Source organism: Rhodococcus sp. IEGM 1241 (assembly GCF_033142365.1).
Classification (GTDB): Bacteria; Actinomycetota; Actinomycetes; order Mycobacteriales; family Mycobacteriaceae; genus Rhodococcus_F; species Rhodococcus_F erythropolis.
Window position 1 is genome coordinate 581,838 of sequence record NZ_JAWLSE010000001.1, and the last position, 12,038, is coordinate 593,875.

Consider the following 12,038-nt stretch of genomic DNA (forward strand, 5'->3'; position numbering starts at 1 on the left):
TGTGAAAGAGCGTTCGCGAGCTGTGTCAGCAGTACGGCGGTACTTCAGTGAACGAAATGAACTTTCGAGGAGAACAGTAGGACATTCGCATAGTGATCGCTACAAGAGTAGAATAGATCACATTTGGATCGGTAGATGCTGCGGAATTGGGAGGTTGCATGGCCGGGGTGCCGGGACAAGGGCGGAAGTTCGACGTAGACGCGGCCTTGGACAAGGCGATGTATGCCTTCTGGGAGCACGGCTACGAGGGGACATCCGTTGCCATGTTGACTGCTGCGATGCAGATAAATCCACCGAGTCTCTACAGTGCTTTCGGCGGCAAGGAAGGAGTGTTCTTTGCCGCCGTCGATCACTACAACGCGACTCGCGGCGACTTCATGGACCGGGCGTTCGCCGAAGAGCGCGAGGCATCCGAATTGATTCGCCGCCTCTTGAACGACGCGGCGTCCCATTACACCGACGAGTCTTGTCCGGGTGGTTGTCTGATCATCAGCGCGGCGGTCAGCGTGACCGACGCCAACAGTCACATAGCAAACCGATTGCGCGACATGCGAAATGCCAACGTGGTGTTGCTGTCGCAGAGGATCGCAGCCGATATCGCCAACGGACTCATGCCCGCTGACTCCGATCCCGAGGACCTTGCCGAGTTCATCGGTGTAGTCATCCAAGGCATGTCTCAGCGCGCCCGAGACGGTGCAACACAGAGGCAATTGGAACTCGTAGCGAACAGGTCTTTCGACTCGCTGAACTTCTCGAAAGACCTCATCGGCTGAACAGATTTCAGTTGACGGTCGGGGGTCGAGCTGGATTGGGCGATGGAGAGCATCGAGGTCGGTCCTAGTGACCTTCTATCCCAATGTAATTCGTCACTGACCGTGATGGCTGTCGGTTCGTTGGAGGAAGGGGCGGGGCCAGGCGCCGAGTGCGAGAACGGCGAGGATCGTCTGGGCCAATCCAGTGGTGAAGAAGATGCCTTGCAGCGGCGACCAGACGAGGATCATGGCGATTTCGACGAAGATCCAGATCATCATCGTCAGGCCGGCGGCGGCGTGCAGGCCCCATGCCAGGCGGAACCTGTTGTGCTGAGCGAAGAGCGCGGCGGCTTGGATGCCTCCGACGACAACGCCGAGGAGGATTCCGGGCCAGAAATATGAAGGGAAGACGGTTCCCTCGATCCACTCAGGAGGCAGGCCCATCCCGCCGCCGATCGTCAGGCCCGCCATTCCTACGAGCGCAGAGAGCAGGTTTAGCCACGCGATGGCGGACAGACCGATCCGGAGACCCCGTGGAGGGAGCGATGTGGACGTCATGCCTGACAACGATAGAGAGGGTCAGTCGAGCCCGTCCATGTTCCTGCGCGTCGCCGCGCTGGCAGCGTCGGCATCACCCGCGACGATGGCTTCCACTAGATCTCGGTGGGCAGCGGCTTCGTCGTTGATCGATTCGGGGTCTCGCGCCGCGACGTCGGTGATCACGTCCAGGGCCGAGTTGCGGAGCGTTTCGATGAATGAATCGAATACCATCGACAACACGCTGTTGTGCGCAGCATTCACCACGGCGCGATGTAGTTCCATGTCAGCGTCGACAAATTCTGTTGGTGTCGAGGCATTTTCACGGGCTTTGAGTGCTGCCCGTAACAGGTCGACGTCGGCAGAGGTCCGACGCATCGCAGCCAGGCGGCCAGCTTCCACTTCCAGAAGTCGGCGTACTTCGTAGACTTCGCGGCGGTCCGAGCGTTTGAGTTCTCGCTCGAGTTCTGTGACCGGAGTCGAGGACATGACGTAGGTGCCGGATCCTTGATGAGAGTAGAGCTGTCCCGACGCGATCAGTGCACGCACGGCTTCCCTGCCGGTCGAACGCCCGACTCCGAGAAGCGTGCTCAGATCCTGCTCGTTCGGGATTTTCGTCCCGACCGGCCATTCGCCGTCGCCGATGAGGCGCGCAAGTTCGTCTGCGGCTTTCTGTACCAGTGACTGCTGCTTGACCTGGCGCACTGCCATGTGTCTGCTCCTGACTGACTCGGTGAACCGCCGTGGAGCGGCCCACCGAGTGACACTTCATGTCCTCCGATGAATCTTCAGACTACGGTGCAGTCTGTCGGGTTATCGAAGGGCGATGACGTCCAGTTCGCGCTCCGTCTCGTCTTCCGGGTCGAGGCGTCGATCGCGCAAGGTGAATGCGATGACGGCTCCGACCAACAGCACTGCAGTTGTCGCCCCGATCGCCATGCGCGGTCCGAAGTGATCTGCCAGGTAACCGAACAGCGGAGAGGCGATGCCTCCCACTGACATTGCGAGTCCGAGTGTCACCCCACTTGCCGTGCCTGGGCGGTTCGGTAGGTAGTCCTGCGCCAACGTCACCTGTGGCGCGAAGGGCAAGAACATCGCGAATCCGAGACACACGATTCCAAGTTCGGCAATTGCCACGTTCGGAGCCGCGGCGAGCAATGCCAGTGATGGTACGGCAAGCAGGTAACCGAGTCGGATGGATGCACGTCGACCACGACGGTCCGCGAGGACTCCGCCCAGTAGCGTGCCGGCCGCGCCCGCCAAGGTGAAGGAGGACAACACGATTGCTGCACTCGAGGACGATCCGTTCAGTCCGTTGAGTACGTACGGTGAGACCAACGACAGCGTGGTCACATATGGAATTGACCAACACACCGTTACCAGCACGAGTCGGGTGAACGAGCGCCAATCATCTGACACGGGACCGTTCGCTGCTAGCTGCGAACTCAACGACTGGGCTGATTCGGCGTCCGTGCCCGTGCCGGCCGATCGTGATTGGGCGACGATCCACCAAATAGCCGCTACCACTGCAGGAACTGCGAGCAGGTAGCCGCCGGACAATCCGAGCGAACCGACCACGAGCGTGACGAACGGTGGCGCCAGTGAGGCTCCCAACGTGCCGCCCACGGAGAACACGCTCATGGCCTTCTGCGAGTGACCTCCAGCTGCGCGTGCCAAATTTGTGGCGGGCGGATGGTATGCGGCAATGCCGATGCCGGCCAAAGCAATTGCCAGCCAAGTAACGATGTAGGTGGTGCTCATCGCGGCCACGACAATTCCCGTTGCGGCCGTCACAAAACCTGTGGGTACCAGCCAATTCCGGCTCTTTCGATCGACCAGCATGCCGAATGCGGGTTGCACGACACTGGATAGTCCGGTCGCGGCGAGCGTGATTCCGGCAACCGCGGAGTAGGAATATCCGCGTTCCAGCATCATGAACGGCAACAGTGCAGGCACAGCCCCCTGGTACAGATCGTTCACGACGTGTGTGCCGGTGAGAAACGCAACTTGCCCCTTCTTCATCTCCTTGGGCATCCCTTCGTTCAGGTCTTCAAGTCCTCAGGTCCTCTGAGGACTTGAAACCTACATGAACCCACGGACGCACGGTTGTGTTGGAGACCTGGATCTCATTCGCGACGACTGCCTAGCTCGCAGCAGTCGCGGCATTGCGGGCGGCGAGTTGTGCGAAAGCGTGGGTCAGTTCTGCCGGGCCGACGACATCGATGTCGGTGTCGAATCGGTTGAAGGAGGCTGCCAGCGCCGTCCAGGACCATGATCCGGCTTCGAGGCTGCACTGGTCGGGGCCAAGATCTTCGACGGCGCCGTCCTCGACAAAGGGAAGAACATAACTGGCTGGTCGATGGAGAACGACCTTGCCGTGGCACGGCCATTTGACCTTGCCGTGGCACGGCCATTTGTTGATATGTTCCGATCCCTTGAAGCGCGCGGCCACGTATTCGCTCACGTCACCGCCGGGGATCCCCTTCGGTGTGAACCGCGGGCCGTTCGGGGTGCGTGGAGTGATGCGATCGGCGCGGAAGATTCGCCAGTCGTCTCGCTCGAGATCCCACGCGACGAGGTACCAGCGACGCTTGGAGGTCACCAGATGATGTGGCTCCACGCGGCGTGGGGGTGTTATTTCGATGTTGTCAGTTGAGCGGCCGTTCGAGTAGTCGAAGCGGAGCACCTCGCGAGCGCGCACCGCTGCGGAAATCGCTACGAGCACCTCAGGGGACACCGAGTCTGCGTCGCTGGAATCGGTCGAAATCGTGGTGAACGTGAGTGCGTCGAGGCGATGACGCAGGCGCGACGGCATCACTTGTCGCACGGTGGTCAGCGCACGCACTGCGTCCTCTTCGATGCCGACGCCGGTCAGCGTCGCCGCCTGCAGGGCGACTGCCAAGGCGATGACCTGATCGTCGTCGAACAGCAGGGGTGGTAGCTCGCTGCCGGCGTCGAGTCGGTATCCGCCGTCCGGGCCCATGGTCGCCGCAATGCTGTAACCCATCTCCCGGAGCCGGTCGATGTCGCGGCGGACCGTGCGGTGGCTGATGTCGAGCCGCTCGGCGAGTAGAGCGCCCGGCCAGTCGCGCCTCGTCTGCAAGAGGGACAGCAGATTCAAGAGCCGAGTGGTGGTCGCCATGTCGTGAGACTACGACGAGTCTAGGACGAAAACAGTCCTATACGGCTGTGAGAGTCGACGTTGTCAGGGAAAACCCGGGCGACGTTCGTACTAGGAGCAGACATGAGCATCAAGACAACGACCCACCTCAACTTCCGCGGAGACGCCCGCGCGGCTCTGGAGTTCTACCAGTCCGTCTTCGGTGGCCAGGTCACGATCGCAACCTACGGCGACTTCGGAATGCTCAAGGATGTGCCTGGCGCTGAGAACATTGTGTTCGGCCAAGTCGAAACCGCGGACGGCTTCAGCGTGATGGCGTACGACATCCCAGGACAGTCGGGCGGTTCGACCGCCAATGCCGGCACGACGCACCGTGAGAACGGCACCACGATCACCGACCAACCGTTCTTCGTCTCGGTTCGCGGTGAATCGCTCGAAGAGGTGCAGGGTTATTGGGCCAAACTCTCTGTCGGTGGATCCATCATCGAGGGTCTTGCCGCGGCGGCGTGGAGCCCCGGTTTCGGCATGCTCACCGACGCGTTCGGGGTGACGTGGATCCTCGACGTCGCTGCCGGCGAAAAGCCGGCCTGATCATTCAGACGACAAAGCCGCTGGCACGGAAAGGTGTCCAGCGGCTCCAGCGCGTCGGTGCCCGTCTTGCGCCTCTCGGCAAGTGGCCACTCGAAGTGGCAATTCTGGGGTGGTACCCGGGGCAAAGAACCGAACACCGACACCATCTACAACGAACCTCTGCGGAGAGTTATTCCACGCTGACTTGTGCCGCGGTCAGTCGTGGCCGTGCCCACCGCTCAGCTCCGGCGGAGCCGGGCGACAACGGCTTCGATTGGCTGAGGGGCGCGTCGTAGCACCTCGAGGATTGCCTGGGTATCGAGATTCCCTGGTCAGTAGGCGAAGCACGAGAACGGCTCAGGCCCTCATCTCGGTGTGAGATGGGGGCCTGAGATGAGGATCTGAATCAGCCGGTGACACCGGTCAATTCGTTGGGGGCGTGATCGAGGGTGGTCTCGGTCAGGATGCTGCCGTCTTCGAGGTCGACGGCGATCAGCTTCTTCGACGTGGGATCGGTGACGTACGCGGTGTGGTCTTCCACGAAGAGTGCCGGCCTGGGCTCTTGCCACTTGGTGGGCTCGGTCCATGCGTCGATGACGGCGATCTTCTTGGTGACGACGCCGGTGTTCGGGTCGATGACGTGGATGGCGCCGTCGGTGCCGAGCACCAGTGCCTCTCCGTGCGGTCCGCGGCCGAGTGAGCGGAAGGTGTAGCTGGTGCCGAGGTCGACGAGCTTGAGTTCGGACGTCGTCGTGTTGGTCAGCGAGACCCGTTGCGGACGTTCGAGTTCGGCGTCCTTGTCAGTCTTGTAATCACCCAGGACGATGTCCGACTCCTCCGAGCCTGCTTGATTTCCGATGCGGCCGTATGCATCCGGACTCTGGACCTTGGTGATCGCTCCGTTCTTGTACACGAGCAACCCGTCCTGGCAGCCCAGCACGATGGCTTCGCCGGCAGCGACTGCTTCGCTGTGGACACCGGGGCACTGTTCGTTGCGCAGGATTTCCTTGCGGTCGGCATCGAGGATGGCAATGCCGTTGCGGGACTCCGAATTTCCGATGGTCGTCAACAGGCTGCCGTCGGCAAGTGCGACCGCAACGCCGTGATGGGGTTCTGGCGTGGTGTACGTCTCGACGCGAGGTTGGCGCTTTGCCAGTTGCGCCGGATCGAAGATCTCGACGAGTCCCGAGCCGTCGTTGAAGAGGACAGTCTTTCCGGCATGGCGTACAACGTGTCCGGGTTCGTTGGCTGCGAACTCGACCTCGGACATCGCGGGATCGGCTGTGTAGTAGTGGGAATGGTCGCCGTGGGCCGAGGACCACGTGCCGGTGTCGAGCACCTTGAACGCCTCACCCGACGAGATCATGACGTGGCGACCGTCGCCGGCCGGGTTGAGTCGCGTGAAGCCGTCGATCTTGGTCTCGCCGACCACGTCGAGCGACGTTGCATCCAGCACCAGGACGCCACCGTCGTAGGAGACTGCGAGACGTGGTGTTGCCGAGGCTTGTTCGGTGGGTGCGGACGCGGTTGTCGTGGTGGTCTCCGACGGGGCCGAGTCCTTGTTGTCGGACGAGCAGCCCGTAACGAGGGCGAGTGAGAGGCCAACTGATGTGGCAAGGGTGAGGCGCCGCGACATGCGGGTGTTGAGGTGCATGGGTATAGATCTACTGCTTAATGTAAATGATTGTCAAAGTCGAGTATGCGAATGTTCGCATGTCGGGCGTGGGCACCGCGCTCGAGCATTCGCGAGCCGATGACCCCGAACACGAGTTCCCAGAAAGGGCGTTCCGATATTGAGCGGTTGAGAACATGCCTGCGATTCTTTTGCCGCGTACGGAATCAGCCGCGTCGAACGCCTCGACATTGGATCATGGCCGTCTGCGTCAGTCATGACCCAGGATTCCAGGGCTGGCAGCAGGCCTGGGCATAGTGTGTATTCCCGCCCAGGTCGGCCGGTGTTCGAGTATGTGGGTCCTGATGTCGGCCTGATGCCGAGGACTCCGAATTCGGTGTTGATCAGGAATCCGGAATCGCTCAGTATCGATCCGAGGGTCTCCGTCAGCGAGTGCATGGTCGAAGGGCATTCCATGCGCCACAGCGTTGTTGGCTGCCGCGCACGCGTAGTAGCCGAAGGGGCTGCGTCCGAAGGATGACGCGTACGCGACGTAGCGACGGCTTCAAGGACCATGTCTTTGGCCCACTGATCCAACTCGAGCAAATTGGCGCCGACGGCGCTTCCGCTTTTAGTTCCAGTGCAGGTTAGGTGGCGTGGTCTTCACGCACCGGTGGGCCCGTGCCTCGCGACGGGGAAGCCGGTTTGGTGGCTTGAATTTGAGGTTCGTCTACTGCTCTCGGGCCGTCGCTCGTTCCGAGTTCAGGTGAGGTGGCGGCTGGGAGGCGTCAGCGTGGCTTCGACGCCCCATCAGGTAAAAGGCGATAGTGGCCGGCGTGATGGTTGCGAGCGCAACGTAGGACATGGCACTGACTGGAGACGGTGCGGGGAAGAAGATTCCGTTGAGATAGATCCATGAGGTTGCGACGGCACCGGCGATCAGTGCTGCGATTGTCACGGCGGTGGCTGCGCGCTCGCGGAAGAGGAGCATCACGGCGCCGATGCTGATGACGACGTATGGGCTCACCCAGAAATAGACGACCAGAGTTGACACTGCATTATAGATGGAAGGAAGTGGGCCCGTGGCGCCGATCACCAAAGTGCAAATGCCGAAGAGGCCACCGAGAATGATCAGCAGGATTGCGGAAACAGGGCTGTGAAATCGGGAGTGTATGCGTGTGAACCTTTGTGGTAGAAGCTTTTCGGCTGACAGAGTGGCGACGAAGCGGGATCCGTAGTTGACGAATCCGATCAGTGCGGCGAAGGTCGCTACGGCGACAACGAGGTCCGTCATTTGTCCCATTGCGGTCGGTAAGCCCGCATTCTCGGCCAGGGCGGCGGGGGATGATGTGCCGGAAAGGATTTGGTCGGACGTCTCCGTGATTCCTGGTGCCTGTAGGAAGGTTGCGATCACGTACAAGGTTCCAAGCACGATGGGAACACTCATCACGGCGGCCGGCACATTCTTCTTCGGGTCGCGGGTCTCCGCGGCCAGGGCCGCGCTCCCCTCGAAACCGACCAGGAACGCAGTTCCGGATGCGATGCCGGCCACGATCCCGCTGACGGACGCGCCCTGAAGAGTCAGTTGTTCCTGCAGATGTAGACCAGTGTGAATCGCACTCGCCCCGGTAATGGCCAGCAACAGTGGAAGACAAATCGCAGTGAGTAGGACCGCGATTACGATCGAAACATCTAGGCCGCGACAGGTGATCGCCGCGACAATTGCTGCGGAGGCGAGGTAGATCGCGATTTGTGCAGGGCGATCGAGGCCGCCGTTGATGCCGATAGATTGCAGGAAGCTACCGCTGTACGCGCCGATGACCAGCAAAATGCTTGCGACCATCGCCAGATACCCGAGAAACAACGAGGCTGCGATCAGTGACTGTGCCCATCGCCCGAATACTTCGCCGGCGTAGGAGTAGAGCGATCCGGAGGCGACATACCGGCTAGCGAAGACGGTTACTGCTCTGCCGACGCAGATGACTGTCAGCGCTGCGAGCAGAGCAGCGACCCAACCACCGAGTCCTGCGTTGAGTACCAGCAGCATTGGAAACGACGCCATGCCGACGGCAGGGATCATTGACGAGATGGCCAGCGAGGTCAGTTGAAGGCGGCTGAGATGGCCGGATTCAAGGTTGATGGACTCCGTATCAGTCTGTGCTACAGCATTATTCGACGAGTGATTCATGTGTGCGTCCTTGAATTTGTGCACTGTCGAGTGCGGGCAGGGGCTATATGCCGGGATCGGCCGCGATCGCGCGTGTGAGGATCGGGATAGCCCTCAGGAGATGGTGATGTCAGTCACATGACTGAGTCGATCGACTGAGATTAGCTTCGCCCTTGCTGTTCGTCAATGAGTTCCGGGAAATTCCTTGAATGCAGCTGCGGGATTCGGATGATGACGGGCACGACTGCGGCCCGGCGCTGTCGATTGCAACGCCGGGCGGGAAACGGGAAAACTCTAGTGGGGCGGGTGGATCGAATCGATGATGCCGACGATTGCGGACGAGATGGCGTCGAGTTCGGGTGCGCTCACTCCGGTCGCGCCAGTTGCGAGATTTTGCATGTAGATTCCGTCGATTGCGCCGATCGTGTAGCGGGCGAGCAGTGTGGCGTCGCTGCCGGCGATGTCGGTTGCGTGCCGAAGTTCATCGGCGAAGGCGGAGATGTACGTCGTGTAGCTGGCTCTGGCGAGTTCGGCCTTGTCCGGATTGCGCAGCGCCCACAGCAGCAGCTCGTATTGGGCGATCGGGACGTCCCGATCGGCGTGGAGAAGAGCTTGGAAGCGTTCGAGCAATGAACGGATGATCTCTTGACGTGTCCAGCCAGTTGTCGGTACCAGGCGTGATCCCACTGTGGTGGCACGAAACATGTCGTCCACGGCGGTATAGATCTCTCCTTTGCCGTCGAAACTGTAGTGCAACGCAGCGAGGTTGACACCGGCTTCGTCGGCGATGCGGCGGGTGGTCGCCGCGGCCAGTCCGTCGCGAATGATGACTCGGGCGGCGGCCTTGACGATCGCAGTCCGCCGCTCGGATGCTGTCAGATACGCCATTCGCTTTACCGTTCACCTTCTCGTTGTCGTGGGACTCCAGGGGTCGAGCGTATCGATGTCACTCAGCGTGCGTGACACCCTGGTCGATCCTTTATCTGCCCGGTGCGTTCCGGGTGCGTCGTTGCCGCTCTTCGGGATCTCTTGCAGTTTGCCTATTGACGCTAGCTCCGATCCGCCATAATCTCAGTCGCATGAGTTAGTCATGTGACTGACTTCATTGCTCGACTATAGCGCTTGGCAGATCACACCAGGGCGAGAGCTGCGACATCGCACAAAACCGCGTCTCTCTGACGCGCAACCAAATCGCTTGCCCCATGCCCCGAAACTGGAGGGACCACCCCATGACCGACATCCGAGAGCGGGTGGATACAGATCCACCGCGACCCGATGAATCCCATACCCGGTGTGCGCCCGACGTCGCCGTCACGATGGAGTTCGACCCACCCCCGTTGGTACGAGCTGTCGTGACCCGCCTGCGCGTTGCTCTCGATTCCGACTCAGGCAGGAAAGCTCTCGAGGCAATGCCCCCCGAGGTCGACCTGCAGTCGACCAGTGATCCGCAAAGCGCGCGATTGACTCGAACAGCAACCGGCGTGCACGTCAGTAGCCCCGAGGGGTCGACAGTTCCTGTTGTCGGAATCAGCGTCGACGAACTGGCGATATCCGAGGACGAGCCCCTGGCGGGCACTGCGAATGTTGCCGCGTTAACCCCTCTTATCGAACCAGAGCCACCGACGCTGGACATCGCAGCGTGTGAATTCTGGGAGAAAGCTTCGGGCCTGCCTGGAATGCCCGGATTGTCATTGGCTGCTCTCGACACGGGCGCAGCCGTGCACGTGGGGCCGACAACGGATGCGTATGAAATTCACGGGCTCGAGATGGATCTACGTCGACTGCTAGCGGGTTTCGAGTTGTTCGTCTATTCCCTGCGCGCAGGGAAGTTCTACATCAAAGGCACGAACCGACAATTGTCGGTCGTCGCGGGAGCATCAATGAAGGCGGTCCTCCATGTCTGACACGACGAACCTCGGTGAATGGATCGGCAACAATTCCGTTCGCACGATTCGCGCACAAACCGTGACGTTGGATGGTGCCTTGGTCGGAAAACATCTGTCACCCAAAAAGTTTGAGTCCGGAGCGCAATCGGGCTGGGGATTCGCTGATATCGCCCTCGCAGTCGATCTCGGGAACACCGCTCAGCTCGGATTCGATTTCGGTGATTGGCGCGGTGAGATGCACGACGTCTTCCTTCGTCCCGACCTTACGACTCTGTCAACCGACGCATCACTACCAGGCCTCGCCACGGTGATGTGTGATCTGGTCGATCAACACGGGGCACCGCTTCCGGTGTGTTCGCGATCCACGCTCGCACGTGTGGTCAAAGAGCTTGCCGAGCTTGGATTTACAGGTAAGGCGGCCGTGGAGATCGAGGCCACGGTGTTCGAAGAGTCGATCGAGCAGGCCCGCGAACAGCGTTTCACGAACCTGCATCCACTCGGCGGTACCCAGGGCGCGATCTACCTGTTGAGCAGATCACGGGACTACACGACGCTCATGGACGCAATAGCTGACCGCATCGAACGGGCCGGAATCCCTTGGGAAGGCTGGGCAGACGAGTCCGCGCACGGCCAAATCGAAGTAAATCTCCCACCGACCGACATTCTCACCGCAGCGGACTGGTACGTACGAACGAAGCAGATCATGCGGGAAGTCGCCTACGAGCACGGTCGCACCATCACCTTCATGGCTCGGTGGTCGCCGGACCAGTTCGGGCAGGGCGCTCACATCAACCTTTCGCTTCAACAGGACGGACGGAACGCCTTCTTCGATGAAGTTGAGCCCTCGCGCCCGTCGGAGACGATGCGGAACTTCATCGGTGGCGTCCTCGACACAATGGCGGCGGCCAGTTCTTTCCAGTATCCGACCGTGAACTCATACCGCAGAATCGCAGAATTCGACGGACCTCCCACCACCGTCACGTGGGGTGTTGACAACAAGAGTGCGGCCGTTCGAGCCGTCTGCACGACCGAGAAGCTCTCTCGTGTCGAGTATCGCGTCCCGTCGGCGGACGTGAACATCTATCTGTCGATGGCATCGTTCCTTGCCGGCGGTCTGATCGGTCTGCGCGATCACAGCGATCCTGGCCTCGAATGCACCGTCATGGCCTGGGGATTGCCGCCGGGAACCCCGAAGTTGCCAGCCAGCCTCTCTCGAGCGATCGCGGAATTGAGTGGCGATGTAAACCTGACGGAGGTTTTGGGGCGAGAGCTGGTGGAGTACTGGATCGGCACGCGCCGGTGGGAATGGTTGCAGTTCTTCACCACTGGGGGAGACCCGGCCGCAGGAGTCTCCGACTGGGAGCTCGAACGCTACTTCGAGCACGTCTGACAA

11 protein-coding genes are annotated in these 12,038 nt (G+C 60.8%); 4 read left to right on the top strand and 7 right to left on the bottom strand.

The window, feature by feature from the left end; all coding sequences use genetic code 11:
• The first annotated feature begins 158 nt into the window (after positions 1 to 158).
• A complete protein-coding gene (locus tag R4P70_RS02715) occupies positions 159 to 773 on the top strand; it encodes a TetR/AcrR family transcriptional regulator (protein ID WP_020909395.1) in 615 nt (204 codons plus the stop codon).
• A 93-nt stretch (positions 774 to 866) separates the two neighbouring features.
• On the opposite strand, the gene R4P70_RS02720 is transcribed toward R4P70_RS02715, so the two are convergent.
• From R4P70_RS02720 to R4P70_RS02735, 4 genes are all read right to left on the bottom strand, one after another.
• On the bottom strand, positions 867 to 1,310 hold the full coding sequence (locus tag R4P70_RS02720) for a hypothetical protein (protein ID WP_020909394.1): 444 nt from the start codon (positions 1,308 to 1,310) through the stop codon (positions 867 to 869).
• 21 nt (positions 1,311 to 1,331) lie between these two features.
• On the bottom strand, positions 1,332 to 2,000 hold the full coding sequence (locus R4P70_RS02725) for a FadR/GntR family transcriptional regulator (RefSeq protein ID WP_133727227.1): 669 nt from the start codon (positions 1,998 to 2,000) through the stop codon (positions 1,332 to 1,334).
• A 102-nt stretch (positions 2,001 to 2,102) separates the two neighbouring features.
• On the bottom strand, positions 2,103 to 3,311 hold the full coding sequence (locus R4P70_RS02730) for an MFS transporter (protein WP_020971048.1): 1,209 nt from the start codon (positions 3,309 to 3,311) through the stop codon (positions 2,103 to 2,105).
• 121 nt (positions 3,312 to 3,432) lie between these two features.
• Positions 3,433 to 4,431, bottom strand: coding sequence for a helix-turn-helix transcriptional regulator (locus tag R4P70_RS02735; RefSeq protein WP_133727225.1), 999 nt, complete (start codon positions 4,429 to 4,431; stop codon positions 3,433 to 3,435).
• Positions 4,432 to 4,533: 102 nt separating this feature from the next.
• On the opposite strand from R4P70_RS02735, the gene R4P70_RS02740 reads away from it, so the two are divergent.
• Positions 4,534 to 5,001, top strand: coding sequence for a VOC family protein (locus tag R4P70_RS02740; RefSeq protein ID WP_259118475.1), 468 nt, complete (start codon positions 4,534 to 4,536; stop codon positions 4,999 to 5,001).
• A gap of 385 nt (positions 5,002 to 5,386) precedes the next feature.
• Here R4P70_RS02740 and aztD read toward each other — a convergent pair whose 3' ends face one another.
• The 3 genes from aztD to R4P70_RS02755 form a co-directional block, all read right to left on the bottom strand.
• Positions 5,387 to 6,634, bottom strand: a complete 1,248-nt coding sequence (aztD, locus tag R4P70_RS02745; RefSeq protein ID WP_317830356.1) for a zinc metallochaperone AztD — start codon at positions 6,632 to 6,634, stop codon at positions 5,387 to 5,389.
• Positions 6,635 to 7,322: 688 nt separating this feature from the next.
• Entirely contained in the window at positions 7,323 to 8,780 is a 1,458-nt protein-coding gene (locus R4P70_RS02750) for an APC family permease (protein WP_037136700.1), read from the bottom strand.
• Positions 8,781 to 9,053: 273 nt separating this feature from the next.
• Positions 9,054 to 9,647, bottom strand: coding sequence for a TetR/AcrR family transcriptional regulator (locus R4P70_RS02755; protein ID WP_317830357.1), 594 nt, complete (start codon positions 9,645 to 9,647; stop codon positions 9,054 to 9,056).
• 341 nt (positions 9,648 to 9,988) lie between these two features.
• Between R4P70_RS02755 and R4P70_RS02760 the strand changes: the two genes are divergently transcribed.
• A complete protein-coding gene (locus R4P70_RS02760; protein WP_019745641.1) occupies positions 9,989 to 10,663 on the top strand; it encodes a hypothetical protein in 675 nt (224 codons plus the stop codon).
• On the top strand, positions 10,656 to 12,035 hold the full coding sequence (locus tag R4P70_RS02765; protein WP_019745640.1) for a glutamine synthetase family protein: 1,380 nt from the start codon (positions 10,656 to 10,658) through the stop codon (positions 12,033 to 12,035). Before R4P70_RS02760 ends, R4P70_RS02765 begins: the two co-directional genes overlap by 8 nt.
• The last annotated feature ends 3 nt before the right edge of the window (positions 12,036 to 12,038 follow it).